This window comes from Algoriphagus sp. 10J20-15 (assembly GCF_055809615.1).
In genome coordinates this window covers 1-25,965 of sequence record NZ_JBVVUG010000017.1, presented here as the reverse complement: position 1 = coordinate 25,965, position 25,965 = coordinate 1, and the positions used below count along the sequence as shown (strand labels likewise).

Annotated in this window: 35 protein-coding genes and 14 pseudogenes; 2 read left to right on the top strand and 47 right to left on the bottom strand. The window is 40.5% G+C overall.

Annotated elements, in window-relative coordinates; translation table 11 throughout:
• Positions 1–10 precede the first annotated feature (10 nt).
• Both AC0L6R_RS07720 and AC0L6R_RS07715 read left to right on the top strand, forming a co-directional pair.
• The gene (locus tag AC0L6R_RS07720) at positions 11–181 is read left to right on the top strand and encodes a hypothetical protein (RefSeq protein WP_473270655.1); all 171 of its coding nucleotides are present in this window, start codon (positions 11–13) and stop codon (positions 179–181) included.
• A gap of 587 nt (positions 182–768) precedes the next feature.
• Positions 769–1,659: an acyltransferase family protein gene (locus AC0L6R_RS07715; RefSeq protein WP_473270654.1), complete on the top strand. Its 891-nt coding sequence runs from the start codon at positions 769–771 to the stop codon at positions 1,657–1,659.
• Between the two features lie 56 nt (positions 1,660–1,715).
• Here AC0L6R_RS07715 and AC0L6R_RS07710 read toward each other — a convergent pair whose 3' ends face one another.
• The 47 genes and pseudogenes from AC0L6R_RS07710 to AC0L6R_RS07480 form a co-directional block, all read right to left on the bottom strand.
• Positions 1,716–2,252 (bottom strand): pyridoxamine 5'-phosphate oxidase family protein, encoded by a 537-nt coding sequence (locus AC0L6R_RS07710; protein WP_283414154.1) that lies wholly within the window; start codon positions 2,250–2,252, stop codon positions 1,716–1,718.
• Between the two features lie 238 nt (positions 2,253–2,490).
• Entirely contained in the window at positions 2,491–3,366 is an 876-nt protein-coding gene (cysM, locus tag AC0L6R_RS07705) for a cysteine synthase CysM (protein ID WP_473270653.1), read from the bottom strand.
• Positions 3,353–4,198, bottom strand: coding sequence for a serine O-acetyltransferase (locus AC0L6R_RS07700; protein WP_473270652.1), 846 nt, complete (start codon positions 4,196–4,198; stop codon positions 3,353–3,355). Before AC0L6R_RS07700 ends, cysM begins: the two co-directional genes overlap by 14 nt.
• A gap of 20 nt (positions 4,199–4,218) precedes the next feature.
• Positions 4,219–4,771, bottom strand: a pseudogene (locus AC0L6R_RS07695) (hypothetical protein).
• Positions 4,752–5,039, bottom strand: a complete 288-nt coding sequence (locus tag AC0L6R_RS07690) for an FtsB family cell division protein (protein WP_283414150.1) — start codon at positions 5,037–5,039, stop codon at positions 4,752–4,754. Before AC0L6R_RS07690 ends, AC0L6R_RS07695 begins: the two are co-directional and overlap by 20 nt.
• A gap of 103 nt (positions 5,040–5,142) precedes the next feature.
• Positions 5,143–6,423 (bottom strand): phosphopyruvate hydratase, encoded by a 1,281-nt coding sequence (eno, locus tag AC0L6R_RS07685; protein ID WP_283414149.1) that lies wholly within the window; start codon positions 6,421–6,423, stop codon positions 5,143–5,145.
• A 22-nt stretch (positions 6,424–6,445) separates the two neighbouring features.
• A complete protein-coding gene (gene carA, locus AC0L6R_RS07680) occupies positions 6,446–7,543 on the bottom strand; it encodes a glutamine-hydrolyzing carbamoyl-phosphate synthase small subunit (RefSeq protein ID WP_473270650.1) in 1,098 nt (365 codons plus the stop codon).
• Positions 7,544–7,662: 119 nt separating this feature from the next.
• Positions 7,663–8,220, bottom strand: coding sequence for a 50S ribosomal protein L17 (rplQ, locus tag AC0L6R_RS07675; RefSeq protein ID WP_283414147.1), 558 nt, complete (start codon positions 8,218–8,220; stop codon positions 7,663–7,665).
• A 6-nt stretch (positions 8,221–8,226) separates the two neighbouring features.
• Positions 8,227–9,230 (bottom strand): annotated as a pseudogene (locus AC0L6R_RS07670) (DNA-directed RNA polymerase subunit alpha).
• Positions 9,231–9,269: 39 nt separating this feature from the next.
• On the bottom strand, positions 9,270–9,875 hold the full coding sequence (rpsD, locus tag AC0L6R_RS07665; RefSeq protein WP_473270649.1) for a 30S ribosomal protein S4: 606 nt from the start codon (positions 9,873–9,875) through the stop codon (positions 9,270–9,272).
• 18 nt (positions 9,876–9,893) lie between these two features.
• Positions 9,894–10,292: a 30S ribosomal protein S11 gene (gene rpsK, locus AC0L6R_RS07660; RefSeq protein WP_473270648.1), complete on the bottom strand. Its 399-nt coding sequence runs from the start codon at positions 10,290–10,292 to the stop codon at positions 9,894–9,896.
• Between the two features lie 14 nt (positions 10,293–10,306).
• Positions 10,307–10,685, bottom strand: a pseudogene (gene rpsM, locus AC0L6R_RS07655) (30S ribosomal protein S13).
• Between the two features lie 3 nt (positions 10,686–10,688).
• Entirely contained in the window at positions 10,689–10,805 is a 117-nt protein-coding gene (gene rpmJ / locus AC0L6R_RS07650) for a 50S ribosomal protein L36 (RefSeq protein ID WP_082632371.1), read from the bottom strand.
• Between the two features lie 7 nt (positions 10,806–10,812).
• Positions 10,813–11,032: pseudogene (gene infA, locus AC0L6R_RS07645) on the bottom strand (translation initiation factor IF-1).
• Position 11,033: 1 nt separating this feature from the next.
• Positions 11,034–11,810 (bottom strand): annotated as a pseudogene (gene map / locus AC0L6R_RS07640) (type I methionyl aminopeptidase).
• 1 nt (position 11,811) lies between these two features.
• A pseudogene (gene secY / locus AC0L6R_RS07635) lies at positions 11,812–13,132 on the bottom strand (preprotein translocase subunit SecY).
• A gap of 4 nt (positions 13,133–13,136) precedes the next feature.
• Positions 13,137–13,584, bottom strand: a pseudogene (gene rplO, locus AC0L6R_RS07630) (50S ribosomal protein L15).
• A 2-nt stretch (positions 13,585–13,586) separates the two neighbouring features.
• Positions 13,587–13,766, bottom strand: coding sequence for a 50S ribosomal protein L30 (rpmD, locus tag AC0L6R_RS07625; protein ID WP_283414142.1), 180 nt, complete (start codon positions 13,764–13,766; stop codon positions 13,587–13,589).
• A gap of 5 nt (positions 13,767–13,771) precedes the next feature.
• Positions 13,772–14,290, bottom strand: a complete 519-nt coding sequence (gene rpsE / locus AC0L6R_RS07620) for a 30S ribosomal protein S5 (protein ID WP_111611459.1) — start codon at positions 14,288–14,290, stop codon at positions 13,772–13,774.
• Positions 14,291–14,296: 6 nt separating this feature from the next.
• Entirely contained in the window at positions 14,297–14,647 is a 351-nt protein-coding gene (gene rplR, locus AC0L6R_RS07615) for a 50S ribosomal protein L18 (RefSeq protein ID WP_283414141.1), read from the bottom strand.
• A gap of 6 nt (positions 14,648–14,653) precedes the next feature.
• Entirely contained in the window at positions 14,654–15,211 is a 558-nt protein-coding gene (gene rplF / locus AC0L6R_RS07610; RefSeq protein WP_283414140.1) for a 50S ribosomal protein L6, read from the bottom strand.
• A 9-nt stretch (positions 15,212–15,220) separates the two neighbouring features.
• Positions 15,221–15,616 (bottom strand): 30S ribosomal protein S8, encoded by a 396-nt coding sequence (rpsH, locus tag AC0L6R_RS07605; RefSeq protein ID WP_283414139.1) that lies wholly within the window; start codon positions 15,614–15,616, stop codon positions 15,221–15,223.
• 82 nt (positions 15,617–15,698) lie between these two features.
• Positions 15,699–15,969: pseudogene (rpsN, locus tag AC0L6R_RS07600) on the bottom strand (30S ribosomal protein S14).
• Between the two features lie 2 nt (positions 15,970–15,971).
• A pseudogene (gene rplE, locus AC0L6R_RS07595) lies at positions 15,972–16,533 on the bottom strand (50S ribosomal protein L5).
• A complete protein-coding gene (rplX, locus tag AC0L6R_RS07590) occupies positions 16,526–16,870 on the bottom strand; it encodes a 50S ribosomal protein L24 (protein WP_473270647.1) in 345 nt (114 codons plus the stop codon). Before rplX ends, rplE begins: the two are co-directional and overlap by 8 nt.
• Before the next feature lie 2 nt (positions 16,871–16,872).
• The gene (rplN, locus tag AC0L6R_RS07585) at positions 16,873–17,241 is read right to left on the bottom strand and encodes a 50S ribosomal protein L14 (RefSeq protein ID WP_086500285.1); all 369 of its coding nucleotides are present in this window, start codon (positions 17,239–17,241) and stop codon (positions 16,873–16,875) included.
• A gap of 2 nt (positions 17,242–17,243) precedes the next feature.
• Complete coding sequence (gene rpsQ, locus AC0L6R_RS07580) at positions 17,244–17,507, bottom strand: 30S ribosomal protein S17 (protein WP_283414136.1); 264 nt, start codon at positions 17,505–17,507, stop codon at positions 17,244–17,246.
• Between the two features lie 17 nt (positions 17,508–17,524).
• Positions 17,525–17,707 (bottom strand): 50S ribosomal protein L29, encoded by a 183-nt coding sequence (rpmC, locus tag AC0L6R_RS07575; protein ID WP_283414135.1) that lies wholly within the window; start codon positions 17,705–17,707, stop codon positions 17,525–17,527.
• 8 nt (positions 17,708–17,715) lie between these two features.
• Positions 17,716–18,135, bottom strand: coding sequence for a 50S ribosomal protein L16 (gene rplP, locus AC0L6R_RS07570; protein ID WP_473270646.1), 420 nt, complete (start codon positions 18,133–18,135; stop codon positions 17,716–17,718).
• 23 nt (positions 18,136–18,158) lie between these two features.
• A pseudogene (rpsC, locus tag AC0L6R_RS07565) lies at positions 18,159–18,891 on the bottom strand (30S ribosomal protein S3).
• Positions 18,892–18,900: 9 nt separating this feature from the next.
• Positions 18,901–19,293 carry a 50S ribosomal protein L22 gene (rplV, locus tag AC0L6R_RS07560; RefSeq protein ID WP_283414133.1) on the bottom strand — a complete coding sequence of 131 codons (393 nt, stop codon included), beginning with the start codon at positions 19,291–19,293 and terminating at the stop codon, positions 18,901–18,903.
• A 15-nt stretch (positions 19,294–19,308) separates the two neighbouring features.
• Positions 19,309–19,578 (bottom strand): annotated as a pseudogene (gene rpsS, locus AC0L6R_RS07555) (30S ribosomal protein S19); the annotation flags it as partial.
• 2 nt (positions 19,579–19,580) lie between these two features.
• Positions 19,581–19,805 (bottom strand): hypothetical protein, encoded by a 225-nt coding sequence (locus AC0L6R_RS07550; RefSeq protein WP_473270645.1) that lies wholly within the window; start codon positions 19,803–19,805, stop codon positions 19,581–19,583.
• Positions 19,786–20,052: a hypothetical protein gene (locus AC0L6R_RS07545; RefSeq protein ID WP_473270644.1), complete on the bottom strand. Its 267-nt coding sequence runs from the start codon at positions 20,050–20,052 to the stop codon at positions 19,786–19,788. The genes AC0L6R_RS07550 and AC0L6R_RS07545 overlap by 20 nt, the downstream gene beginning before the upstream one ends.
• Positions 20,053–20,060: 8 nt before the next feature.
• On the bottom strand, positions 20,061–20,414 hold the full coding sequence (locus AC0L6R_RS07540) for a hypothetical protein (protein WP_473270643.1): 354 nt from the start codon (positions 20,412–20,414) through the stop codon (positions 20,061–20,063).
• A 13-nt stretch (positions 20,415–20,427) separates the two neighbouring features.
• Positions 20,428–20,715 carry a 50S ribosomal protein L23 gene (gene rplW, locus AC0L6R_RS07535; RefSeq protein WP_111611451.1) on the bottom strand — a complete coding sequence of 96 codons (288 nt, stop codon included), beginning with the start codon at positions 20,713–20,715 and terminating at the stop codon, positions 20,428–20,430.
• A gap of 4 nt (positions 20,716–20,719) precedes the next feature.
• Positions 20,720–21,350 (bottom strand): annotated as a pseudogene (rplD, locus tag AC0L6R_RS07530) (50S ribosomal protein L4).
• A gap of 3 nt (positions 21,351–21,353) precedes the next feature.
• Positions 21,354–21,986 (bottom strand): annotated as a pseudogene (gene rplC / locus AC0L6R_RS07525) (50S ribosomal protein L3).
• Positions 21,987–22,227: 241 nt separating this feature from the next.
• Positions 22,228–22,536: a 30S ribosomal protein S10 gene (gene rpsJ / locus AC0L6R_RS07520; protein ID WP_473270642.1), complete on the bottom strand. Its 309-nt coding sequence runs from the start codon at positions 22,534–22,536 to the stop codon at positions 22,228–22,230.
• A gap of 12 nt (positions 22,537–22,548) precedes the next feature.
• Entirely contained in the window at positions 22,549–22,770 is a 222-nt protein-coding gene (locus AC0L6R_RS07515; protein WP_473270641.1) for a hypothetical protein, read from the bottom strand.
• Positions 22,767–23,159, bottom strand: a complete 393-nt coding sequence (locus tag AC0L6R_RS07510) for a hypothetical protein (protein ID WP_473270640.1) — start codon at positions 23,157–23,159, stop codon at positions 22,767–22,769. The genes AC0L6R_RS07515 and AC0L6R_RS07510 overlap by 4 nt, the downstream gene beginning before the upstream one ends.
• Positions 23,071–24,111, bottom strand: a complete 1,041-nt coding sequence (locus tag AC0L6R_RS07505) for an EF-Tu/IF-2/RF-3 family GTPase (RefSeq protein WP_473270639.1) — start codon at positions 24,109–24,111, stop codon at positions 23,071–23,073. Before AC0L6R_RS07505 ends, AC0L6R_RS07510 begins: the two co-directional genes overlap by 89 nt.
• 158 nt (positions 24,112–24,269) lie before the next feature.
• Complete coding sequence (locus AC0L6R_RS07500) at positions 24,270–24,371, bottom strand: hypothetical protein (RefSeq protein ID WP_473270638.1); 102 nt, start codon at positions 24,369–24,371, stop codon at positions 24,270–24,272.
• Positions 24,372–24,402: 31 nt separating this feature from the next.
• Positions 24,403–24,621: a GTP-binding protein gene (locus AC0L6R_RS07495; protein WP_473270677.1), complete on the bottom strand. Its 219-nt coding sequence runs from the start codon at positions 24,619–24,621 to the stop codon at positions 24,403–24,405.
• A gap of 70 nt (positions 24,622–24,691) precedes the next feature.
• Positions 24,692–25,158: pseudogene (gene rpsG / locus AC0L6R_RS07490) on the bottom strand (30S ribosomal protein S7).
• A gap of 22 nt (positions 25,159–25,180) precedes the next feature.
• On the bottom strand, positions 25,181–25,504 hold the full coding sequence (gene rpsL / locus AC0L6R_RS07485; protein ID WP_473270637.1) for a 30S ribosomal protein S12: 324 nt from the start codon (positions 25,502–25,504) through the stop codon (positions 25,181–25,183).
• 164 nt (positions 25,505–25,668) lie between these two features.
• Positions 25,669–25,965: DUF3467 domain-containing protein (locus AC0L6R_RS07480; protein ID WP_473270636.1), on the bottom strand; the 297-nt coding region annotated here is incomplete at its 5' end.

Below are 25,965 nucleotides of genomic sequence, written 5' to 3'. Positions count from 1 at the left end.
GACTTGCTCAATGAGTTCACATCCGAACGCTATGGGGATTTACTTAGAAGAACAGGGTGGAAAAGAATATCGTCAAAAGGTATTGGATTATGTAGCGAAGGAAGATTCTCCCAGATCAATGAATTATCAGCTAGACCTAATGAAATCTGTAGGATTCAGCAAAGTAGAAGATCCTTCATAAAAAAATATGTGCTTCGGAGCATTTGGAGGGATTAAATGAAAAGCAGCTCAAAATATTCCAGAAGAGGATGCGAGGAACACTAACATCATTCTTGATTTCCTAGGGGAAATCGGTATTCCTACAAGACACCAACAGCTTGAGAGCACCTTCCTACCTAGAATAAAAATTGACAAAAGTGTCCTATTATATGATCTGATGTGATCCAACTGAATTTCCAAAAATGAAAAAATGGGTTAGGGATTAATACTAATAAATAAACGAATACATCGAAAGTGCTTTTTATTCTTTCGTTCTCCATTAGTCAAGTTTAGGGCACTTTAAATTCCTGATTTTTCTATATTAGAAAACCGCTCACTTTAAACCCATGCCAATGAGTGAACTAAAAATTCCTAGCCAAAACAGATTGGCTTCCCTTGATTTATTTCGTGGTTTGACGATGTTTTTACTTTATCGCGGAAGCAGCTTCAGTTTATCATACATTATTGGAGGCCAATCCAGAAGGCACTTTTCTACATCCCTTCTTTCTCCAGTTTACCCATCACCCTTGGAATGGACTTCGATTTTGGGATCTGATCCAACCTTTTTTCATGTTTATTGTAGGCGTTGCGATGCCATTTTCTTTGAATAAGAGAATGGCAGTCGGAAGCGACAGAGGAAAAGTAACGCGGCACATCCTGAAGCGATGCTTACTATTATTCCTTTTCGGTACAGGATTACATTGTGTTTACTCAGGCAAACTAGTCTTTGAGCTGTGGAATGTTCTGACTCAATTATCTTTCACCATTTTGGTTACTTATTTCCTGCTCGATCGATCGTGGAAAATTCAATTAGGCGTTTCAATCGGGCTTCTTGCCTTGACAGAAATCATGTATAGACTATACAATCCTGAGATGCCTTATGAGCATGGAACTAACTTTGGGAATTATATGGATCAGATCCTGATGGGGCAGATTAATAATGGCGGCTGGGTAGCTATCAACTGCATTCCAACTGCAGCACACACGATCTGGGGTGCTATCTGCGGAAATCTGCTACTTTCTAAAAAATCAGAAAGTGATAAAATAAAGTTATTTGTATTAGCAGGAGTTATTGGTTTGGTCATAGGATATGGCTTGGATTTCGTAGAGATCACCCCAATCATAAAACGAATCAGCACCTCATCTTTTGCATTTGCGGCAGGTGGGTGGGCAATTCTGGCGTTAGCAATTTCCTATTGGATAGTAGATGTTAAAAAGATAAACTCATGGGTTTTCCCTTTTGTAATCGTGGGGATGAATTCCATTTTCATTTACCTTTTCGCCGAGATTTTAGGGCATCGTTGGCTGTATGGATTTGTTAAAATCTTTAGCGGGGGAGTATTACATGAAATTGGAATGGGTGAATCTGCTATCGCGATTATTACAGCTTTCCTGACATTAGGAGCCATGTGGTACTTGTGCTATTTCCTGTATAAGAAAAAAATATTTTTTAAGATTTGAGTTCTAAAAAAAGGTGACCCGATAAAAGGATCACCTTAGAACTTTAAAGTGTCCAACTACACTTTCAAAGTTCCCTCAATGGAATCATCCATTGTTTTTCCTGAAATGGCGCTGATCAATACCTTGATTCCTGCGACGGTATTTCCATGCTTGTTGTCCCAATAGTACCCGCTATCTGGGATAAATTGAATCACCGAGATTCTTGGATCATCTTTTCCTTCTGTAAACCAAGCCTTGACAGTTGGATCCCAGAGCTCTTCAATTTTTGCTTTGTCATCGGTAATATAGGCATGACCATTTAGCTCCAGAAAGTCTGAATAGGATGAACCCTGAAAGTAGAGAGTAACATCAGTATCTGCTGCGATCTCCATATTTTTCATGCTATCCTTAGCACTTAGAAACCAAATATTGCCAGCTTCGTCAGTCTTTTGGACAGACATGGGACGTGACTTGTGTGAGTTATTGAGGCTAGTAGAAGTCACAAAAAAGCAGGACCCTGATTTATCAATCAATTCTCGGATTTTCTCCACGGCTTCCTTTCCTGCGAGATTTTCTCTAGTGTGTTCTTCTTGGTTTTTATCAATCGAGTTCATGGTATAGTTGGTTTAGTCTATCAATTTCTACCCCTGAAGGGTTTGGTAAGAATAACGCAAACCCTTTGCCCAAGAAGGTTTCACTAAACTAAATACACCAAAAGCCTACAAAAAAACGGCCTTAAGGCTCGCAAGAGCTCGATTTAAGAATACTGAAATATTCTCTCGATAAAAACACAGCGCAGATTTATCCTTCAATAATACCTCAATGAGGGAAATTCATTCCTAGGCTTGCCTATCAGCCGAAAAGATCAGAGCTGAGATAACGATCCCCACGGTCACAAGTGATGCAAACGATTATTCCTTCTTTCAAAGTTTTAGAAAGCTCAATAGCGGCATGTAATGCTCCTCCACTACTCATTCCTGCAAGGATACCTTCTTCTTTCGCCATTCTGCGGGTCATTTCAGTGGCCTGATCCTGACTCACATCTATTACTTGATCTACTCGGCTTGGGTCAAAAATTTTAGGTAAAAATTCGGGAGACCATCTTCTAATACCAGGAATGCTAGAACCATCCGTAGGCTGAGTTCCTACGATCTGAATATCCGGATTTCTTTCCTTCAAATACTTGGAAACTCCCATGATCGTACCCGTTGTTCCCATCGCAGACACAAAGTGTGTGACTTCACCATCAGTATCTTCCCAGATTTCAGGACCTGTGGTCTTATAATGCGCCAGGTAATTCTCAGGATTCCCAAATTGATCAAGCATGAAATACCCTTCCTTGCTCATCTGCTCCGCAAGAGTCCTAGAATACTCAATGGTTTTTGCAGCCGGAGTAAGGATCACCGTCGCACCATAGGCTTCCATAGAGAGCACACGCTCTCTGGTAGATTTATCCGGCATGATCAAGGTCATATCCAATCCCAAGACTTTCGCTACCATCGCTAAAGCAATCCCAGTGTTACCACTAGTTGCCTCTACTAACTTATCCCCTCTCTTAATTTCACCCCGATCCATGGCACTTCGGAGCATATTATACGCAGCCCTATCCTTTACACTACCACCGGGATTCTGCCCTTCCAGTTTACAAAAAATCTTAACCTTAGGATTTACTGGAATATGGTCCAGTTGTATCAGTGGCGTATTCCCTATTAGTTCAAATAACCTCATCTTGATCGTTTTTGAAAACATACATATCTGTCACCGCAGTATCGGCATGATACATTTGTGTCTGATAATACACTTTGCTTTTTGGGGCTACACTTTTGGTCAACCAAACATTCCCTCCAATTACGCTACCTTTTCCAATGACCGTATTACCACCCAAAATAGTTGCCCCTGAGTATCCTACGACATCATCCTCTATCGTAGGATGTCGCTTATTATCCGCATCAGCTTTATCTACACTTAATGCGCCCAGAGTTACGCCTTGGTAAATCTTTACGTGATCACCTATGATGGTCGTCTCACCAATCACCACTCCGGTGCCGTGATCTATGCAGAAATACTTGCCGATCGTAACTTCAGGATGAATATCTATTCCTGTTCGGCTATGCGCAAATTCCGTAATCATTCTTGGAATTAGATTAACACCTAACCCTAATAGTGAATGGGCAATTCTATAAGCTGCAATGGCATAAAAACCAGGATAACTCCTTAAAATTTCTGTTCTGGATTTGGCTGCTGGATCGCCAGCAAACATGGCATCCACATCCTGATTAATCCAATCAAAAATCTGTTCTAGATTACCAAAAAAGTCTTCAGCGATCTTTAATCCTTTCCCTTTATGTAACTGTGGATTTCTTTCCAAGATAAAGGTAAGATCGTTCTGAAGGATAATTAAAGCAGCTTCTATTTGTGATTTATCTTGAATCTTTTCTACTGTATATTCTGGAAAAAGAAGCCCAAGCATGTCTTCGAAAAACTTCTGAATCACCTTTGGTGAGGGACATTCAGAACAATCCTGATGAGCTTTGTATAGTTTTGAAATGAAAGATTCCATTAAAAATGTGTTAGGTATATCTACAGCACAAAACCAACACGGATCACGTATGGTTCACCATAGGGCGAACGAAGATTGTCGTGCAACACATTGTAGAGGAATGTGAAATTGGCGCCACCCCTGCTTCCAAAAGGAGCAAAATAGCCTCCACCCAAAAAGAGTGCATTTGACCAAATCCGTTCAAACCTGTCTGTCAATAGATTATAGTTATCAAAATTTATGGATTCATATTCGGCATGAGCAAAAACATTTGGGAAAATATTATATCTACTTAAAAAGCCTCCCTCCATAAGAAGACGTCTCACCACCTATATAGCGTCTGTCATTGAAATACTGGTAAGTAATTCCAACACCCGATGAGAACTTCGGGGTGATCATCACACCAACCAAAGGGGAAAAATCAATTAAAGTAACCGTGCCAAATTGCATCCCGAAATTCCCTCCATAATATAATCGCTCTTTAAATGGTACGGAATCACCTTCATAAATCTCACGCTGTCCAAAAGAGTAAGTTTGAAATAGTCCAAAGGCAATAAAAAAAAGGAGTAGAGATTTACTTTTTAACGATGACATAGAGGTCTTCAGAATTTTTCTTCATTAAGTACTTTTCACGGGCAAACTTCTCTAAGAGTTCAGGATTACTCATCAATTCCTCTCGTTCTGCTTTAATTTTCTCTCTTCTTTCAAGATAAAACTCCTTTTGGTCTTCGAGTTGACCTAGCTTACTGCTCAATTTCACTTGATTCACTACATTGTTTGAGTCAATAAAAATCATCCATGCAGCAAAAAAAACAAGGCCTAGAAAATAAAAGCTTTTGGTGTACTTAAGATATTTGCTCATAGGAAAGGAGTGGTATTAGAATTCAAGGTACAAAAATGATGCAAAAAAAAGATAGCCCACCGAAGTGAGCTATCTCAAAAATCACTTGTATGTTATGATCCTCTTAAAATTTTCCGTTGAAAACAGCTGAATCTCCTAATTGTTCTTCGATTCTAAGTAACTGATTGTACTTAGCCATACGGTCAGATCTAGAAGCAGAACCAGTTTTGATCTGTCCACAATTCAATGCCACTGCAAGGTCAGCGATAGTAGAATCTTCAGTTTCACCTGATCTGTGAGACATAACAGCTGTAAAACCTGCTTTGTGAGCAAGGTTAACTGCATTGATGGTCTCAGTCAATGTACCAATTTGGTTTACTTTGATCAAGATTGAATTGGCAGATTTCTCTTCAATTCCTCTCTTAAGGAATTTCACGTTAGTAACGAAAAGATCATCTCCAACTAGTTGTACCTTATTGCCAATTTTGGCAGTCAACATAGCCCAACCTTCCCAATCTTCTTCAGCACAACCATCTTCGATAGAATCGATAGGGTATTTTTCAGTAAGCTCAGCTAGGTAAGCAACTTGCTCTTCTCTACTTCTTGCTACGCCAGTAGAACCTTCAAATTTCGTATAGTCATATTTGCCATCTACAAAGAACTCAGATGCTGCACAATCCAATGCGATTGTAACATCATCACCAGCTTTGTATCCAGCCTTAGCGATAGCATCCAAAATACTACCAAGAGCTTCTTCAGTTCCTCCAGAGAAATTAGGTGCAAATCCACCTTCATCACCCACAGCAGTGCTTAGACCTTTGTCATGAAGAATTTTCTTCAAATTGTGGAAGATCTCAGTTCCCATTCTCATTGCTTCTGAGAAAGTAGGAGCACCAACTGGACGGATCATGAACTCCTGAAAAGCGATAGGCGCATCAGAATGAGATCCACCGTTGATGATATTCATCATCGGAACAGGAAGTGTATTAGCATTTACTCCACCAATATATCTGTAAAGTGGCTGATTAGATTCCATAGCCGCTGCTTTAGCCACTGCCAAAGAAACACCAAGAATAGCGTTAGCTCCTAAATTCCCCTTATTAGGTGTACCATCCAGATCAATCATAATCTGGTCAATCATATTTTGCTCAAATACGTCAAAACCTACTAGTTCAGACGCAATAATGTCATTTACATTAGCGACAGCTTTCATTACGCCTTTGCCCATATATGCACCTTTGTCTCCATCGCGAAGCTCTACTGCTTCGTTAATACCTGTAGATGCACCACTTGGTACAGCTGCACGGCCAAAAGCTCCATTTTCTGTATACACATCTACTTCAATAGTAGGGTTACCTCTAGAATCGAGGATTTGTCTTGCATGAATTGATTGAATCAACGTCATAGTTTTAAAAGGTTTAATGGTATTAATTTTTATTAATTAAAGAAATAAAATCGTCAAAAAGGTAGCGAGAATCATGTGGACCTGGAGATGATTCTGGGTGGTATTGCACAGAAAATGCAGGCTTATTTTTTAGACGAATTCCAGCAACAGTGTTATCATTCAAATGAACATGAGTGATCTCAACATCTGGGTTTTTCTCCGTATCCTCACGAGTGATATTAAAACCATGATTCTGGGAGGTGATTTCACTCTTACCGGTCAAAACGTTTTTAATAGGGTGGTTCAATCCTCTATGCCCGTGATGCATTTTATAGGTTGAAATTCCGCAGGCTTCAGCCAAAAGCTGGTGACCTAAACATATTCCGAAAACAGGCTTTCCCGTCTCTAAAATATCTTTAGTAGTATCTACCGCATATTCCATTACTGCTGGGTCTCCAGGACCATTTGACAAGAAATATGCATTAGGTGCCCATTCTTCCATTTCTGAAAGAGTTGTTTTGGCAGGAAAAACCTTGCAATATGCACCACGATCAGCCAAGCTTCTCAGGATATTCTTTTTTATCCCAAAATCCATACAAGCTACTTTTATTGAAGAGTTTTCATCTCCAAAGAAATAAGGTTCTTGAGTGGATACGGTGGAAGAAAGCTCAAGGCCATCCATATCTGGAACCTTTTCAAGCTCAGTTTGCAAGCCATCCAGGTTATCTTCAAATTCAGAGCTAATAATAGCATTCATTGAACCTTTAGAGCGAAGATGCCTTACCAGCTGCCTAGTATCGATATCAGCAATCCCTGTGATGCCATTCTTTACCAAGTAATCCTGCAAAGAACCAGAAGCGTCTAGACGAGAGTAGACATCCGAAAATGTGTTTACCACTATTCCACCTATTGTAGGATGGTCAGATTCTACCTCTTCATCTATCACACCATAGTTTCCAATGTGGGAAGTAGTTGTTACAATGATTTGTCCGGTGTAGGATGGATCGGTATAGATTTCCTGATAACCTGTCATTCCAGTGTTGAAGCAAATCTCACCACCATTAGTTCCTGGGTTACCTATTAATGAACCGTGAAAGACCGTACCATCGGCCAAGAGTAAAGTTGCTTTTTGTTTGATCATTTTGCTAAATAATTGCCCAAAGTTAAATATTTATTGGGAAGGAAGAGAAATGAAAAGGGTATAAAAAAAGGATTGAACAAATGTTCAATCCTTTCAATATCGTGAATCCACTGATCAACTTATTTGTTATCAGTTTCTTCTTCAGCAGAATCAGCAGAAGCTTCAGGTGCCTTAGGCTCCTCAACATCCTTTGCAGGAGTTTCTTCTACAGCTGGTGCAGCAGATGCTTTTGTTTCCTCAGCGGCAGTAGACTTCCCAGAACCTCTACGAGATCTTCTAGTAGTTTTCTTAGCAGGCTGAGCATCTTTCAACATTAATTCGTTGAAATCCACTAATTCGATGATACACATTTCTGCATTATCACCCAATCTGAAACCAGTTTTAATAATTCTGGTGTATCCACCTGGACGAGTAGCTACTTTAGAGATTACTTCACCAAATAATTCGATGATAGCTTCCTTATTTTTTAAATAAGCGAAAGCCATACGTCTATTGTGTGTAGTATCTTCTTTAGCTCTTGTTACCAGTGGCTCCAAGTACTTCTTCAATTCTTTTGCCTTGGCAAGCGTGGTTGAGATACGCTTGTGAAGAATCAGCGAAGTTGCCATATTAGAAAGCATTGCTTTTCTATGAGCGGCCTTCCTTCCAAGGTGGTTAAATTTCTTACCGTGTCTCATTATTATTTATTCTTCATCAAGTTTATACTTAGAAATATCCATTCCGAAGGTTAGGCTCTTTTCTTGGATAAGTTGCTCTAGTTCCGCTAAGGATTTCTTACCAAAGTTTCTAAATTTCATCATATCAGAAATTTCTAGTTTGGCAAGATCACCCAAAGTCTTCACGTCAGCAGCTTTTTCAACGACAGCCGAATGCTTCAACAGAAAGGTCAAGGTCACCCAAAGAAGTCTTAAGAAGCTTTCTCATGTGCAAGAATTCTTCGTCAATTGGCTCCGGCTCCGCGATACCTGTTGAATCAAGAACCATAGTCTCGTTGTCTGAGAACAACATGAAATGTTGGATAAGGATTTTTGCAGATTCCTGAAGTGCTTTTTCCGGGTGGATAGAGCCATCAGTAGAAACTTCCATGATCAATTTTTCGAAGTCAGTCTTCATCTTCTACTCGTGTATTCTCAACACTATATTTCACATTCTTAATAGGTGTGAAAACGGGCATCGATAGCGATAGTACCGAAGATTTGCTCTCTTGGTTTGGATTCTTCAGCTGGTAGATAGCCTCTTCCTTTTTCCATCGTCAATTCGATCTCAAAGTTTTTGGTCTCGTCGATGTGACAAATCACCAACTCTGGATTTAGGATTTCGAAAGAAGAAGTAAACTTAGCAATGTCACCTGCAGTGAAGACAGACTGATTTTTAATCTCTACAGTGATTTTTCCGTCAAATGCTTCGTGCACTTTCTTGAATCTCACTTGCTTAAGGTTCAAAATAATATCTGTAACGTCTTCAACTACACCTTCGATCAGTGAAAACTCATGCACTACGCCAGGGATCTTAATCGCAGTGATAGCAGCATAACCTTTCCAAGGAAGAAAGCAAAATTCTTCTCAGGGCGTTACCAATTGTAACTCCATAGCCTTTTTCGAGTGGTTTGAAAGATGAATAAGCCATGAAAATCATCGGCTTTTTCCATCACCACTTTCTCGGGCATTTGAAATGCTAGTATGGACATATATCTCGTTCTTTTTTAAAAGCTGAAAATATTAAAATATTACTTAGAGTAAAGTTCGACAATGAGTTGCTCCTTGATATTCTCTGGAATATCATCTCTGCCTGGAACACTGACGAATTTGCCGGTCAATGATGTGCCATCCCACTCTAACCAGGAATATTTATTAGCACCTCTACCTGCTAAGCTATTAGTGATTGCTTCTAGAGACTTAGATCTTTCTCTTACAGAAACTACATCACCTGGCTTAAGTGTAAACGAAGGAATGTTAACTACCTCACCGTTTACAAGCACATGCTTGTGAGAAACTAGTTGTCTAGCACCTCTTCTGGTAGGGGAGATTCCCATTCTGTATACCGTGTTGTCCAATCTAGCTTCTAGAAGCTGAAAAAGGTTCTCTCCGGTGATTCCAGATTTTCTGGAAGCAATATCAAACATCTTAGCGAATTGTCTCTCCAATACTCCGTAGATGTATTTTGCTTTTTGCTTCTCAGCAAGCTGGATTGCGTATTCAGACTGCTTTTTTCTTCTACCTCTTCCGTGCATGCCAGGAGGGTAGTTTTTCTTTGCAAGTGCTTTGCTATGTCCTTCTATAGCTTCGCCGAATTTTCTGGCAATCTTTGCTTTAGGACCTGTATATCTAGCCATTGTATTACAATTTTATGATTAAACTCTTCTACGCTTAGGTGGACGACAACCGTTGTGCGGCATTGGAGTCACATCGATGATCGTAGTCACATCCAATCCTACATTTTGCAATGTTCTAATCGCTGATTCACGACCAGATCCCGGACCTTTTACAAATACTTCGATTTTTCTCAAACCTAAGTCATATGCTACTTGTCCACAGTTTTGCGCGGCCATCTGTGCTGCGTAAGGAGTGTTTTTCTTTGAACCTCTGAAACCCATTTTACCGGCAGAAGCCCAAGATACTACTTGACCTGCATTGTTGGTAAGAGAGATAATGATGTTGTTGAAGGATGCTCTAATGTGAGCTTGTCCTACAGCCTCAACCTTTACTACTCTTTTTTTACCTTTTGCTTTATCGTTTCTTTTCTCAGCCATAATCTAATCAGGTTTTATTTAGTCGCTTTTTTCTTGTTAGCAACTGTCTTTCTCTTACCCTTCCTTGTTCTGGCGTTGTTCTTGGTATGTTGACCACGAACTGGAAGTCCTTTTCTGTGTCTCAAACCTTTATCACAACCAATATCTTGTAGTCGCTTGATGTTCAATTGGATCTCTGACTTTAATACACCTTTCGGTTCTGAACTCTTCAGCGATAATGTTACGGATAGCTGTTGACTCATCGTCATCCCACTCACCTGCTTTTTTATCGAAAGAGATACCGGCCTTGGTCAGGATAGCTTTGGCTGCAGATCTACCTATTCCGAAGATATAGGTAAGTCCGAGTACACCACGCTTATTGTCTGGTATGTCTACACCTGCAATTCTAGCCATAATTTAACCTTGTCTTTGTTTAAACTTAGGATTCTTCTTATTGATGACATACAAAACCCCTTTTCTACGGATTAGCTTGCAGTCAGCACTTCTTTTTTTGATGGATGTTTTTACTTTCATCTCAGTCTTATTTATATCGATATACAATTCTGCCTTTACTCAAATCATAGGGAGACAGTTCCAACTTTACTCGATACACCAGGAAGAATCTTGATATAATTCATCCTCATCTTACCAGATATGTGAGCGATCAGTTGATGCCCATTCTCTAGTTCCACTTTGAACATCGCATTAGACAATGCCTCTTTAATCGTACCGTCTTGCTCTATTGATGTTTGCTTGGCCATATTAGAATTTAAAATTCTCTTCTATGTATTTATGAGAGGTTAACACCTCTGTTCTATCTTCAAATATCGCTACTGTGTGCTCATAATGTGCTGAAGGTTTTCTATCCGCTGTGCGAATAGTCCAACCATCTCGCTCTTGTACAATATTTCGTGTTCCAAGATTTATCATGGGCTCAATTGCGATCACCATTCCATCTTTAAGTAAAGGACCGCTCCCTTTTTTTCCATAATTAGGAACTTCAGGTGCTTCATGTAGACTTCTGCCTAATCCATGTCCAACAAGCTCTCTGACTACGGTGTAGCCCTTGGCTTCTACAAACTTCTGAATTGCATTGCCCACATCGCCAATTCTTTTCCCAAAGACAGCTTGCTCAATTCCAATGTAAAGTGAATCTTTAGTGGTTTTTAATAATGCTTTTACAGCAGGAGAGACCTCACCAATAGGGTATGTATAAGCGGAATCGCTATGAAAACCTTTGGTGAAAGACTCCGCCAATCTACTGAGATTATATCGCCATCTTTCAATTCATATTCACTGGGAAAACCATGTACAACTACTGCATTCACAGAAAATACATAGTGAAGCAGGAAAACCGTTGTAGCCCTTGAATGAAGGTACTCCATCATGATCCCTGATAAACTCCTCAGCAATTTTGTCTAGATAAGAGGTCTTTACCCCTTCCTTGACATACTTCGCTACTTCCCCATGGGCTTTTGCTAATATGTCGGCACTTTCTTTTATTAACTTAACTTCTTCCGAAGTCTTGTAATTGATCATCTTAGGCAACTTGGTAATTAGAAGGATTATTCTTCACATTACCGCTTTTCATCATGCCTTCGTAGTGTCTCATCAACAAGTAACTTTCGATCTGTCTCAACGTATCCATGATCACACCTACCATAATTAATAGAGAGGTACCACCATAGAACTGAGCAAACTCTCCACCCACTCCGGAAATAATTGCGAGAGCAGGAAGAATAGCTACTGCAGCTAAGAAGAATAGATCCCGGAAGTGTAATTTTGGAAATAATTCCATCAATAAATTCCGATGTAGGAGCTCCTGGCTTAATACCTGGAACAAAACCTCCATTTCTCTTCATATCTTCAGCGATCTGCTCAGGATTAACTGTAATAGCAGTGTAGAAGAAAGTGAAAAGAATGATCATTGCTGCGAAAAGCAGATTGTATTGCCAAGAAGTGAAATCACTGAACGTAGCTCCAATGTAGTTGGCGATGTCATTTTCAGAAGCCCAGATCTGAGCGATCAAAGCTGGAACAAACATCAACGACTGTGCAAAGATGATTGGCATAACACCAGACGCATTTACCTTGATAGGTATATACTGTCGTTGTCCACCATACACTTTACCACCTACTACTTGTTTTGCATATTGTACAGGGATTCTTCTAGTCGCTTCAGTCAAGGCAATCACCCCAACTACCACGAAGAACAATACAGCGGCTTCAATAAGAAGAAGCAACATACCTGAAGTACCTTTCTCCAGACCTTCGGCGATAATCGCACCAGGGAATCTAGATATGATACCAATCATAATAAGCATTGAGATACCGTTACCTATACCTTTTTCAGTGATTTTCTCTCCAAGCCACATGCAGAACATAGTACCGGCAGATAGTAAAACCAAAGAACTAAACATAAATAAAGTAGAGCTAACCATCACAGCTCCTGTAGGCATTATAGTAGCGGAAACATATCCGATACCTTGCGCTATAGTGATTAGGATAGTCAAAACTCGAGTGATCTGGTTGATTCTTTTTCTACCAGATTCACCCTCTTTTTGCATTTTTTGAAAATATGGTACTCCGACAGTCAATAACTGCAACACAATAGATGCAGATATATATGGCATGATGCCTAGACCGAAGATAGATGCGTTACTGAACGCTCCACCAAGGAAGGTATCGATCAATCCAAAGATCCCTTCTGGAGCTTCTCCTAAACGAGAAGGATCAACACCAGGAAGAACTATGAACGACCCTAATCTGAATATGATCAAAAATCCGATCGTATTCATGATTCTAACTCTAAGGTCTTCGATAGAGAAAATGTTCTTAACTGTCGAAATAAACTTTTTCATTAAATTAAATTGTGTTTACCGTTCCACCCAACTTCTCAATAGCTGCTGCCTGCAGTTGCTGAGAATTTATGAGCAGTTACGTCTAATTTGGATTTCAATTCACCTCCACCGAGGATTTTGATTTTGTCATTCTTGGAAGCAATACCATGAGAAACTAATGCTTCCATGTTTACTACTTCAAGATTGTATTGCTCAGCAATGCTTTGCAATGTATCCAAATTTACTGGTTTGAACTCTACTCTATTCAAGCTTTTGAATCCAAATTTAGGAACTCTTCTCTGAAGTGGCATTTGACCACCTTCAAAACCTAACTTAGACTTGTAGCCTGATCTAGATTTCGCTCCTTTATGACCTCTTGTAGAAGTTCCACCTCTACCTGAACCTGTACCTCTACCAATTCTCTTACGATTTTTGGTAGATCCTTCAGCTGGTGTTAATGTATGCAGTTTCATAATTAAGCTTCCTCCACTTTTACAAGGTGATTAACTTTATTTACCATACCGGCAATCTGAGGCGTATTCTCTACGGTCACTGATTTGCTGATACGACCTAAACCTAAAGCTGTAATAGTAGCTTTTTGATCACTTGGTCTATCAATGGTACTTTTGGTTTGCGTGATTTTGATCTTAGCCATTTCGATTATCCGTTAAAAACTTTAGACATTTTAATGCTTCTCTGTTGTGAAACAGCGATTGCATCTCTTAGCTGAGTCAAAGCTTCGATAGTAGCTTTTACCACGTTATGAGGATTAGATGATCCTTTAGATTTTGCCAATACGTCAGTAACGCCAGCACTCTCCAAAACTGCACGCATTGCACCACCTGCGATAACGCCTGTACCTGCTGCTGCTGGTTTGATCAAAACAAAACCTCCACCATATTTACCAATCTGCTCATGAGGGATAGTACCTTTCAAAATTGGCACTTTCACCAAATTCTTCTTAGCATCTTCGATACCCTTAGTGATTGCATCTGTTACCTCATTGGCCTTACCCAATCCGTAACCAACAACACCTTGGCCATCTCCCACTACAACAATTGCTGAAAAAGAGAATCTTCTACCGCCTTTCACCACTTTGGCGACACGGTTGATAGCTACTACTTTTTCCTTTAAATCTGTATCTGTAGCCCTGATAGGCTTTCTTCTTAGTTGAGACATAGCTTATTAAAATTTAAGGCCTCCTTCTCTGGCACCATCTGCCAAAGCTTTCACATTCCCATGATACAAGTAGCCATTTCTGTCAAATACTACGGATTCTACTCCGTTTGCAACAGCTCTTTCAGCAAGTTTTTTACCTACTTCTTTAGAAACTGACACATTAGCGTTAGCCTTTGCTCCCAATTCCTTGGAAGAAGCTTGAGCCAAAGTCTGACCTTTAAGGTCATCGATAAGCTGAGCGTAGATGCCAGTATTGCTTTTGAAAACTGACAAACGAGGTCTGGAATCAGTACCAGAAATCTTTCTTCTGATACCCTGCTTGATTCTAAGTCTTCTGGAATTCTTATTAAATGCCATAACCTATTATTTTTTAGCGGCAGTTTTACCAGCCTTACGTCTAACTTGTTCACCAACGAAGCGCACACCTTTTCCTTTGTAAGGTTCAACCTTACGAAGAGATCTGATTTTTGCAGCCACTTGTCCAATCAATTCTTTATCTATCGATTCTAAGGTAATGATTGGATTCTTACCTTTTGCAGTCTCAGCTTTAAGAGCTACCTCATCAGGAAGCATCATAAAGATATTGTGAGAGTAACCAAGATTCAATTCAAGAATCTGTCCTTGGTTAGACGCTTTAAAACCTACACCAACAAGTTCTAAGTCTTTCTTGTATCCTTCAGAAACTCCAATCACCATATTGTTGATTAAAGATCTATAAAGACCGTGAATAGACTTATGTCTCTTGGAATCGGTAGGTCTTGCAACAACGATTTCGTTGTTCTCTACTTTCACCTGAATATCGGGATTCACATCCTGAGTCAGGGTACCCTTTGGACCTTTAACAGTCACAGTACCTTTGTCTGTGACGTCTACAGTAACACCGCTGGGTATATTTATTGGTTTTTTACCTATTCTAGACATGATAGTAAATTAGTATACGTAGCAAATAACTTCTCCACCTACACCCTCAGTGCGGGCTTCCTTGTCAGTCATTACCCCCTTAGAGGTAGAAACAATTGCTATTCCGAGCCCGTTGATTACTCTTGGCAGCTCCGTATGTTTCACATATTTTCTCAAACCTGGCGTACTAACTCTCTTCAAGCTTACAATTGCGTTTTGCTTTGTAACAGGATTGAATTTCAGAGCAATTTTGATGGACCCTTGTGGACCGTTTTCTTCAAATTTGTAATTCTGAATGTATCCTTTTTCGTGCAATACTTTTGTAATCTCTTTCTTGATATTAGAAGCAGGTATTTCAACGATTCGGTGAGATGCCTTGATGGCATTTCTCAACCTAGTCAAATAATCAGCTATTGGATCAGTCATTGTATTTTATAGTCTAGCTACACCCGATTTGGGCGTGCAAAGTTACGAATTGATTTTTATAATAAAAACTACTGTCGTTATTTTACCAGCTGGACTTTGTCGCTCCAGGGGATCTTGCCTGCTGAGGCCATTTCTCTGAAGGTTACCCTGTTGATACCAAACTTTCTCATGTAGCCCTTAGGACGACCAGTTAGTTTACATCTGTTGTGAAGTCTAACTGGAGACGCGTTCTTTGGCAATTTATCAAGTGCTTCATGATCGCCAGCAGCTTTAAGCGCGGCTCTTTTATCCGCAGACTGGGCTACCAGACGCTCTCTTTTTCTCTCACGAGCTTTGATTGACTCTTTTGCCATGATTATTCTTCTTTAGTTTTTTTAACGAAAGGCATTCCAAAAGCTTTGAATAATTCTAAGCTTTCCTCATCTGTATTAGCAGAAGTAACGAATGTAATATCCATTCCTGAGATTCTATTGACTTTCTCAATGCTGATCTCAGGGAAGATTATTTGCTCTTGCACACCTAGTGTGTAATTGCCTCTTCCGTCAAATCCTTTATCAGAAATACCTTTGAAATCTCTTACACGTGGTAGTGCAGTAGTGATCAAACGATCAAGGAACTCATACATCGTCTGACCTCTCAAAGACAACTTTAGCTCCGATAGGCATTCCTTCTCTCAACTTAAAGTTGGAAACAGAAGTCTTTGCGATAGTCGAAACAGCTCTCTGACCAGTGATCAAAGAAAGCTCTTCTACACCTTGGTCTACCAATTTTTTATCTGCTACAGCTGCACCGATACCTTTGTTGAGAACAATTTTCTCCAACTTAGGTACTTGCATTACTGAAGAGTATTGGAATTTCTCTTTCAAAGCAGGAACGATCTCGTCCACGTACTTTTGTTTGATTCTTGGATTAGCCATTGATCGCCTCCCCAGTTTTCTTAGAGTATCTTACTAATTTACCATTTTCACCTTCTTTGCGACCTGTTCTAGTGGCTTCACCAGTCTTAGGATCTACAAGTTTCAGGTTACTAATATGGATAGAAGCTTCTTTCTTATCGATACCGCCCTGAGGCTTAGCTGCTGTAGGCTTCACGTGTTTAGTGATCATATTAAGACCTTCCACGATTGCTCTATTCTTTTGCTTATCTACAGAAAGTACTTTTCCTGTTTTGCCATTGTCATCACCTGCAATCACCTTTACAGTGTCACCAGTTTTGATATGAAGCTTTGTTTGCTTGTTCATTTTTCTTTCCATGATTACAATACTTCAGGAGCCAATGAAACGATTTTCATAAACTGCTTCTCTCTCAACTCTCTAGCCACTGGGCCGAAGATACGCGTGCCTCTTGGCTCGTCGTTGTTGTTCAATAACACAGCTGCGTTGTCCTCGAAACGGATATAAGAACCGTCTTTTCTTCTTATTTCTTTACGAGTACGCACGATAACCGCTCTTGAAACGGTACCTTTTTTCATGCTGCTGGAAGAAAGCGCAGATTTTACTGTCACAACGACTTTATCGCCGATGGAAGCATATCGCTTTTTTGTTCCTCCCAATACGCGGATTACCAATACCTCTTTGGCACCAGAGTTGTCCGCTACGCTTAGTCTTGATTCTTGCTGGATCATAATTACTTAGCCCTTTCAATAATTTCAACTACTCTCCAACGCTTGTTCTTACTCAGCGGACGAGTTTCGCTGATTTTCACCAAGTCACCTGGGTTACAATCATTTGTCTCGTCATGAGCCATAAATTTGGTTGTTTTGGTAACAAACTTACCATAGATGGCGTGCTTTACGCGACGCTCGATCAATACGGTAATGGACTTATCCATCTTGTTACTTACCACCTTACCAATTCTTTCTTTTCGAAGATTTCTCTCTGTCGTAGCCATATTCTTTTTGTTAGCTATTATTTGGCAGCCAATGCAGTCTTTAATCTTGCGATAAAGCGCTTGGTCTCGCGGATTCTGTTAGGATTCTCTATAGGAGATATCGAGTGCGCAAACCTAAGTTTGGTTAGATTCTCCTGCTCAGCGACTAGTCGCTCGGCGATTTCACTGTTAGACAGTGATTTGATTTCAGTATTTTTCATAGTGCTTATTATTCAGCGTAATCTCTACGAACAACAAATCTAGTGCTTACAGGTAGCTTTTGCTGTGCAAGTCTCAACGCCTCTTTAGCTGTCTCTGGCTCACGCCAGTAGCTTCGAAAAAGGATCGTTCCTGCTTTGATAACGGCCACCCAATATTCTGGAGCACCTTTACCTTTACCCATACGAACCTCTGCGGGCTTTTTAGTGATAGGTTTGTCAGGGAATATTCTGATCCAAACCTGTCCTTCTCTTTTCATTGCTCTCGTCATCGCGATACGAGCTGCCTCGATCTGACGGGAGGTGATCCATCCTGCTTCAAGGGACTTGATGCCAAAGTTGCCAAAAGAAAGCGTATGCCCTCTTTGTGCAATGCCTTTGACACGGCCCTTTTGCATTTTCCTATATTTAGTTCTTTTTGGCTGTAACATGAGTTCTCACTTATGGGCGAAAATTAGTTATTTCTTTTTCTTCGTCTTGGACCATCATTTCTCTTAGGACCTGCATTACGAGCACCTTTAGGCTCATTAGCTGCTCCCTGATTAGGAGAAAGATCTCTCTTACCGTACACTTCACCTTTGAAGATCCAAACTTTGATTCCGATCAAGCCATATACCGTAAGGGCTTCTGACAAGGCGTAATCAATATCTGCTCTCAATGTGTGAAGAGGAATTCTTCCTTCTTTGTACATTTCAGAACGGGCCATTTCGGCTCCGCCTAGACGTCCAGAAAGTTTAACTTTAATTCCTTCCGCTCCCACTCTCATGGATGCTGCAATAGCTTGCTTCATTGCTCTTCTGAAAGAAATTCTTGCTTGAAGCTGCTGAGCGATTGATTCACCTACCAATTTCGCATCCAATTCAGGACGCTTGATCTCGAAGATATTAATCTGAATATCCTTGTTGGTGATATTCTTAAGTTCTTCTTTCAGTTTATCTACTTCGGCTCCACCTTTACCAATTACAACACCTGGAACGGGCAGTATGAATCGTAAGAGTGATTCTTTTAAGCGTACGCTCAATAATCACTTTAGAAATACCTCCCTTAGGAATTCTGGCAAGGACGTACTTACGGATTTTCTGATCTTCATATAGCTTCTCAGCGAAGTCTTTCCCACCATACCAGTTGGAATCCCAGCCTTTGACTACACCAAGTCTAAATCCTATTGGGTTGATCTTTTGTCCCATAGTCTGTTCTTAATTTGCCTTTTCGTTTGTTTCTACTACATCAGCGGTAACTTCTTGCGTGTCGAATGAATCAACAATAAGCGTTACATGATTTGATCTCTTGCGGATTCTATGACCTCTACCTTGAGGAGCTGGTCTTAATCTCTTAAGCATTCTACCTTCATCTACCATTACAGTTTTGATGAAAAGGTCAGCTTCTTCCAATTTGGCATCAGGGTTTTTCGCTTGCCAGTTGGCTACAGCGGAAAGCAACAACTTCTCAAGTCGAGCAGCTCCATGATTAGGAGTAAACTTCAATATGCTAAGTGCCAATCCTACTCTCTTGCCTCTGACAAGGTCAGCCACAAGGCGCATCTTACGCGGAGATGTAGGGACATTATTTAATTTTGCTAATGCTTCCATGATTATCTCTTTCCTTTTATCTTTTTTGGCAATGTGGCCTCTGAAATTTCTGGTAGGAGCAAATTCACCTAGCTTATGACCTACCATGTTGTCTGTTACAAATACTGGAATGAATTTTATTCCCATTATGCACAGCGAAGGTATGTCCTACGAAATCCGGAGAAATCATTGATTTTCTTGACCAAGTCTTGATTACCGATTTCTTGCCTGATTCTTGTTCTGAGCATCCACTTTTTTCACAAGATGGTGCTCGATATAAGGACCTTTTTTTAATGAACGTGCCATAATTATTTAGATCTTTTGCTTACGATGAACTTGTTTGAATACTTCTTAGGAGATCTTGTTTTCTTACCTTTAGACAATAGACCTTTTCTAGATCTAGGGTGTCCTCCAGAAGAACGACCTTCACCACCACCCATTGGGTGATCTACTGGGTTCATTGCTACACCTCTTACACGAGGACGAGCTCCGAGCCATCTCTTACGACCGGCTTTACCCAATACTACGTTCATAATGATCACCATTGGAAACAGTTCCAATAGTTGCCATACACGTATTAAGAACAAGTCTCATCTCACCAGATGGAAGTTTCACTGTCACGTATTTCCCGTCACGGGCTACGATCTGTGCATAACCTCCGGCACTTCTTACCATTGCGGCACCTTTTCCTGCTTCAATTCCAAGCAGTGTACAATCGTACCCATTGGAATGTTCAACCACTGGCATCGCGTTGCCCACTTCTGGAGCAGACTCGCTCATCCGGCAAATCACTGTTTGTCCCACTGACAAACCTTCCGGGGCGATAATGTAGGCCTTCTCGCACCATCTGCATAATATAGTAGGGCAAGACGTGCTGTTCTGTTTGGATCATACTCGAGAAAGATCAGACGACCGCAGGTACGCCGAACTTGTTTCTTTTGAAGTCTTACAATACGTAGTCTTCTCTTATGACCACCGCCAATATTACGGACAGTCATTTTGCCTTCATTATTTCGTCCACCTGACTTCTTGATAGGAGCAAGAAGAGATTTTTCCGGCTTTGACGTTGTAATCTCGTCAAATGCTGGAGCTACTCTGAATCTTGTCCCTGAAGTTACAGGCTTCAACTTTTTAATTGCCATGATATAGATTCAATTAAATTTCTCCGTAAAAATCAATCACTTCACCGTCGGCTACTTGCACGATTGCTTTCTTGAAAGCATTGGTAAAGCCTGAAACCACTTTAGCTTTGGTGTATCTAGATTTATGCTTTGCTGCATATCTGATGGTTCTGATAGAAACCACTTTCACACCAAACGTTTTTTCTACAGCAAGTTTGATTTCCGGTTTCTTCGCAGTTTTTTCCACGATGAATCCATAAACGCCTCTTTCGTTCATGGCAGAAATCTTTTCTGTAATTAAAGGCTGCTTTAGAATATCCATTGTCTTATTTCGATAAAATGGTTTCCAACTTACTTAAAGAACCTTCACAGATCACTAGGTGATCAGCGTTAAGAACCTGGTAAGTATTTACATCATTTACAGTCACAACTTTCGCCTTTGGCAAGTTTCTGCTGGAAAGGAACACGTTAGCATTTTCCTCAGGAAGTACTAGTAGCGTCTTCTTATCTCCAAGAGACAAACCGTTCAGCAATGCCAAGTAACTCTTAGTTTTTGGAGAGTCAAATGAAATGCTTTCCAATACTGACAAGCTGTTATCTTTCACTTTATAAGTAAGTGCAGATTTTCTGGCTAGTTGTTTTACCTTTTTATTCAATTTGAAAGAATAGTCTCTTGGCTGTGGGCCAAATACTCTTCCTCCTCCTCGGAATAGCGGCGACTTGATAGATCCAGCACGTGCACTACCAGTGCCCTTTTGCTTTTTGATCTTACGAGTAGAGCCAGCTATCTCATTTCTCTCTTTAGACTTGTGTGTACCTTGTCTTTGGTTAGCCAAGTACTGCTTTACATCAAGGTAGATCGCATGATCGTTTGGTTCGATTGCTAAATCTCTTATCAGACAAGCTGATTTTTCTACCTGTGTCTTCTCCTTTTTGATTAATTACTGCTAATTCCATGGCTTACTTCTCTAGAATAACGAAAGAATTTTTAGGACCAGGTACAGAACCAGAAACCAATAGTAGGTTTTTGTCAGCATAGATTTTCAACACTCTAAGGTTGACAACCTTCACTCTGTCTCCGCCCGTTCTACCAGCCATTTCTATTCCTTTGAATACTCTGGATGGCCAAGAACATGCACCAATTGAACCTGGCGCTGACCTCTGTTGTGCTGACCGTGAGTTTGTCCACCCACACCAGCAAAACCATGACGTTTTACTACACCCTGGAATCCTTTACCTTTTGAAGTTCCGATAGCATCTACGAAGTCACCTTCGATAAATACTTCACCAGCCTTCACAGTAGCTCCTAGATTTACCTGGCCTTTCAAACTCGACCCGGAACTCTCTGAACTCAACAACTTTGTGCTTTGGTGTTGTACCAGCCTTTTTAAAATGACCGATCAATGGTTTTGGCGTATTTTTCTCTTTACGCTCACCATAAGCCAACTGCACTGCGTTGTACCCGTCTGTTTCAACGTTTTTTACTTGCGTCACTACACAAGGACCAGCTTCTATTAGCGTGCATGCGACGTTACGTCCATCGGCACTGAAAATGCTAGTCATTCCTACTTTTCTACCTATTATACCAGACATCTTTTATAAGATAATATAATAACCCACAGGCATTTGTCTGCCGGGGTTCCTTTTAAAGGACTGCAAAGTTACTGAAATAAAATTCTGTAACAAATCCGAAATCCTAAATTTTAACTGTATTGCAAAATATTTCCGTTGTGCCTCTCTAGGCATTTATAGCCCTACAATCACAACAGCAAGCCTCTAAAGCAAAAAAGACCTGCTCCGAAAAGCAGGTCTTTAGTATATTAATCCAGTCCGATCAAACTTTGATCTCTACATCAACTCCACTTGGAAGCTCGATTTTCATCAAAGCATCTACCGTTTTGGAAGAGTTAGAGTAGATATCCACCAATCTCTTGTAAGTACAAAGTTGGTATTGATCTCTAGCTTTCTTAGACACGTGTGGAGATTTCAATACGGTGAATTTCTCCTTCTTTGTAGGCAATGGAATTGGCCCTACTACTACTGCGCCAGTGGCTTTCACTGCCTTTACAATCTTCTCTGATGACTGCATCTTCACCAGGCTGTGATCGTATGATTTTAGTTTTATTCTGATTTTCTGATTCATCGCAAATATTATTTAGTCCTTCTGACCTTTTACTGTAGCAATTACACCTTCGGCAATGTTGTTAGGCACTGACTCATAGTGAGAGAATGTCAATGAAGCTGTAGCTCTACCAGATGTGATAGTTCTTAGATCAGTAATGTAACCGAACAACTCAGACAATGGTACAGATGCTTTGATTACGGAAGAAGTACCTTTAGTGTCCATTCCCTTCATCAAACCTCTTCTTCTATTCAAGTGCGACCAGTGATTGGACCAGTGTACTCATCAGGAGAAACCACATCTACTGCCATGATTGGCTCAAGCAATTGAGGCTTACATCTCTTAGCGGCATCTTTGAAGCCAAGTCTAGCTGCTAATTCAAAAGAAAGAGCATCTGAATCGACATCGTGGAATGATCCGTGGAACAATCTCACTTTCATAGATTCGATAGGATAACCTGCCAAAGGACCATTTTTCATGGACTCAGCAAATCCTTTCTGTATGGAAGGAATAAATTCTTTAGGGATTACACCACCTACGATAGCGTTTACAAATTCAAGACCTGTGCTTGATTTCTCCAGTTTCAGGATCTGGATCTCTCGGGCTAAGTTCGAATGAAATATCAGCGAATTTACCTTTACCACCTGTCTGCTTCTTGTAAACTTCTTTATGTTCAACCGAACCAAATAAAGCTTCTTTGTAAGCCACTTGAGGAGCTCCTTGGTTGATTTCAACCTTGAATTCTCTCTTCAAACGATCGATGATAATATCCAAGTGAAGTTCACCCATTCCTCTCAAGATAGTCTGACCAGTTTCGTGATCAGTGTTCACTTGAAGTGTAGGATCTTCTTCTACTAGTTTAGCGATCGCCATACCTAGCTTATCTACATCTGCCTGAGTCTTAGGCTCGATAGCATATCCAATTACAGGCTCAGGGAATACCATTGATTCCAATACAACCTTACGCTTTTCGTCGCAAAGAGTATCTCCAGTTTTGATATCTTTAAAGCCTACCACTGCACCAATATCTCCAGCTCTTAAAGCATCGATTTGGTTTTGCTTGTTAGCATGCATTTGGAACACTCTAGAGATACGCTCCTTATTTCCAGAACGGCTATTGAAAACATAAGAACCTGAATTCAGAATTCCTGAATATGCTCTTACGAAACAAAGACGACCTACAAATGGATCGGTAGCAATTTTGAAAGCAAGTCCTGCAAATGGCTCAGTTTCATCAGGAGAGATTCTTACATCTTTATCCTCATCCTCCAAATCATGAGCAATGATATCGTCCTTGTCCATAGGAGAAGGAAGCAATTCCATTACTAGATCTAGCATAGTCTGAACACCTTTATTCTTGAAAGAAGATCCACATACCATTGGCACAATCTTCATATCAATTACTGCTTTTCTTAAAGCTGTTAGGATTTCTTCCTCAGTGATTGAATCAGAATCTTCGAAGAATTTCTCCATTAAAGACTCATCGTAATCAGCAACTGCTTCAAGCAAGTACTCCCTGTATTCCGCTACTTCGTCTAGCATATCTTCAGGAATCGGAACTTCTTCGAAAGTCATTCCGAAAAAATCCTCCCCCATTCCAAACGATAGCTCTGTTATTGATCAAATCTACTACACCGGCGGAATCTGATCTTCAGCACCGATAGGAAGTTGCAAAGGAACAGCGGAGCCGCCTAGCATTTCCTTCACCTGCTTACAAACCTCAAGGAAGTTTGCGCCGGCACGGTCCAGTTCGTTTACTCGAACCCAATACGGGCAACTCCATAGCGATCCGCAAGTCTCCAGTTAGTCTCGGACTGTGGCTCTACGCCATCTACAGCACTGAAAAGGAATACCAATCCATCGAGAACACGAAGTCATCCGTTGACTTCAAGCAGTGAAACCAGACGTGCCTACCGGGAGTATCGATGATGTTGATCTGGTATTTTTTCTCTCTGTAATTCCAAAAACGGTAGTCGCAGCAGAAGTAGTAGTAATACCTCTTTCCTGCTCCTGAGCCATCCAGTCCATGGTAGCAGCACCGTCGTGAACCTCACCTATTTTTGTGAGATACGCCCGAATAAAAAAGAATTCGTTCTGTCGTTGCAGTTTTACCCCATCAATGTGCGCGGCAATACCAATATTTCTGGTAAGTGTTAATCTCTTTTAGCCATATTGATTAGAATCTAAAGTGGGAGAATGCTTTGTTGGCTTCAGCCATTCTGTGCGTATCATCTTTCTTCTTCACTCCGGCACCTTCGCCTTTGGAAGCAGCGATAATTTCGCCAGCTAGTCTGTCCATCATTGTCTTCTCACCTCTTCTTCTGGCGTAGCTGATCATCCATTTCATTCCCAATGCAACCTTTCTGTCAGGACGGACTTCCATTGGAACCTGAACGTAGCACCACCAACTCTACGACTCTTCACCTCAACGGATGGAGAAATATTGTTTAGCGCTTTTTTCCAAACTTCAAGACCATTCTCACCTACTTTTTCTTCAACTTTTTCTACTGCATCGTAGAAAATTCTGTAAGCAATACTCTTCTTCCCGTCTACCATTAGGTTGTTAACGAATCTAGTTACTAGCGTATCGTTGAACTTCGGATCAGGAAGAATATATCTCTTCTTTGGTTTCGCTTTTCTCATTTTTTCTAAATGTTATAAAGTATTATTTCTTTGCCGGAGCGCCTTTTCCAGCCTTCGGTCTTTTAGCACCATACTTAGAGCGACCTTGCTTACGGTCTTTAACTCCTGCGGTATCTAGTGCACCTCGGATGATGTGATATCTCACACCTGGAAGATTCTTTCCACGACCACCTCTGATCAAGACGATCGGTGTTCTTGTAGATTGTGACCTTCTCCAGGAAATGTAAGCATTCACTTCTTTTCCGTTTGTCAATCTCACCCTCGCCACTTTTCTCATTGCAGAGTTTGGCTTCTTAGGGGTTGTAGTGTATACTCTGGTACAAACTCCTCTCTTCGCTGTGGACATGCATCCAAAGCTCTTGATTTTGATTTGGTCTCCAGTGTAGTTCTACCTTTTCGTACTAACTGTTGAATAGTAGGCATTAACTGATAAAATTTAGTTTTCCCGTAAACTGTTAAATTTTGGACTGCAAAGGTAAACAAAGTAATAAGAGTAACAAAGCTAAGCAGTTATATTTTTACTGAGGCTTCTCCCGGTGTTCCGAAACTTATCGGAAACTGGGGTGCTCCTCCTGACTGGCTTATCTTTCCAAAGGCTGCTTCATACTTCTCGATATTATCTTTTAAAGCTGAAAGCAACCTCTTCGCATGATCCGGAGTCACGATGATTCGTGACTTCACTTTTGCCTTGGGCACGCCAGGCATCAGGCGAATAAAATCAATAACAAATTCTGAATTAGAATGCGCAATCATCGCCAAATTGGAATAAACACCTTCAGCAACTTCTTCAGAAAGTTCTACATTGAT

Bases quoted from the DNA above. Each gene is read 5' to 3' on its own strand.
- AC0L6R_RS07505 (WP_473270639.1), bottom strand. From the start codon at position 24,111: ATGGGGGAGGATTTTTTCGGAATGACTTTCGAAGAAGTTCCGATTCCT.
- AC0L6R_RS07720 (WP_473270655.1), top strand. From the start codon at position 11: ATGAGTTCACATCCGAACGCTATGGGGATTTACTTAGAAGAACAGGGT.
- AC0L6R_RS07550 (WP_473270645.1), bottom strand. From the start codon at position 19,805: ATGAACGTAGTATTGGGTAAAGCCGGTCGTAAGAGATGGCTCGGAGCT.
- rplQ (WP_283414147.1), bottom strand. From the start codon at position 8,220: ATGAGACACGGTAAGAAATTTAACCACCTTGGAAGGAAGGCCGCTCAT.
- cysM (WP_473270653.1), bottom strand. From the start codon at position 3,366: ATGAGGTTATTTGAACTAATAGGGAATACGCCACTGATACAACTGGAC.
- rpmD (WP_283414142.1), bottom strand. From the start codon at position 13,766: ATGGCTAAGATCAAAATCACGCAAACCAAAAGTACCATTGATAGACCA.
- rplV (WP_283414133.1), bottom strand. From the start codon at position 19,293: ATGGAAGCATTAGCAAAATTAAATAATGTCCCTACATCTCCGCGTAAG.
- rpmJ (WP_082632371.1), bottom strand. From the start codon at position 10,805: ATGAAAGTAAAAACATCCATCAAAAAAAGAAGTGCTGACTGCAAGCTA.
- AC0L6R_RS07700 (WP_473270652.1), bottom strand. From the start codon at position 4,198: ATGGAATCTTTCATTTCAAAACTATACAAAGCTCATCAGGATTGTTCT.
- rpsD (WP_473270649.1), bottom strand. From the start codon at position 9,875: ATGGCTAGATATACAGGTCCTAAAGCAAAGATTGCCAGAAAATTCGGC.
- AC0L6R_RS07715 (WP_473270654.1), top strand. From the start codon at position 769: ATGTTTATTGTAGGCGTTGCGATGCCATTTTCTTTGAATAAGAGAATG.
- rpsL (WP_473270637.1), bottom strand. From the start codon at position 25,504: ATGTCCACAGCGAAGAGAGGAGTTTGTACCAGAGTATACACTACAACC.
- eno (WP_283414149.1), bottom strand. From the start codon at position 6,423: ATGACGTTGATTCAATCAATTCATGCAAGACAAATCCTCGATTCTAGA.
- rpsJ (WP_473270642.1), bottom strand. From the start codon at position 22,536: ATGAATCAGAAAATCAGAATAAAACTAAAATCATACGATCACAGCCTG.
- rplX (WP_473270647.1), bottom strand. From the start codon at position 16,870: ATGGAAAGAAAAATGAACAAGCAAACAAAGCTTCATATCAAAACTGGT.
- rplF (WP_283414140.1), bottom strand. From the start codon at position 15,211: ATGTCTAGAATAGGTAAAAAACCAATAAATATACCCAGCGGTGTTACT.
- AC0L6R_RS07710 (WP_283414154.1), bottom strand. From the start codon at position 2,252: ATGAACTCGATTGATAAAAACCAAGAAGAACACACTAGAGAAAATCTC.
- rplW (WP_111611451.1), bottom strand. From the start codon at position 20,715: ATGGATATTCTAAAGCAGCCTTTAATTACAGAAAAGATTTCTGCCATG.
- rplN (WP_086500285.1), bottom strand. From the start codon at position 17,241: ATGATCCAGCAAGAATCAAGACTAAGCGTAGCGGACAACTCTGGTGCC.
- rpsE (WP_111611459.1), bottom strand. From the start codon at position 14,290: ATGTCTCAACTAAGAAGAAAGCCTATCAGGGCTACAGATACAGATTTA.
- rpsK (WP_473270648.1), bottom strand. From the start codon at position 10,292: ATGGCTGAGAAAAGAAACGATAAAGCAAAAGGTAAAAAAAGAGTAGTA.
- rpsQ (WP_283414136.1), bottom strand. From the start codon at position 17,507: ATGGCTACGACAGAGAGAAATCTTCGAAAAGAAAGAATTGGTAAGGTG.
- carA (WP_473270650.1), bottom strand. From the start codon at position 7,543: ATGATCAAACAAAAAGCAACTTTACTCTTGGCCGATGGTACGGTCTTT.
- rplP (WP_473270646.1), bottom strand. From the start codon at position 18,135: ATGTTACAGCCAAAAAGAACTAAATATAGGAAAATGCAAAAGGGCCGT.
- rpmC (WP_283414135.1), bottom strand. From the start codon at position 17,707: ATGAAAAATACTGAAATCAAATCACTGTCTAACAGTGAAATCGCCGAG.
- rplR (WP_283414141.1), bottom strand. From the start codon at position 14,647: ATGGCATTTAATAAGAATTCCAGAAGACTTAGAATCAAGCAGGGTATC.
- rpsH (WP_283414139.1), bottom strand. From the start codon at position 15,616: ATGACTGATCCAATAGCTGATTATTTGACTAGGTTGAGAAATGCCATC.
- AC0L6R_RS07540 (WP_473270643.1), bottom strand. From the start codon at position 20,414: ATGGCAATTAAAAAGTTGAAGCCTGTAACTTCAGGGACAAGATTCAGA.
- AC0L6R_RS07545 (WP_473270644.1), bottom strand. From the start codon at position 20,052: ATGAGCGAGTCTGCTCCAGAAGTGGGCAACGCGATGCCAGTGGTTGAA.
- AC0L6R_RS07690 (WP_283414150.1), bottom strand. From the start codon at position 5,039: ATGAGCAAATATCTTAAGTACACCAAAAGCTTTTATTTTCTAGGCCTT.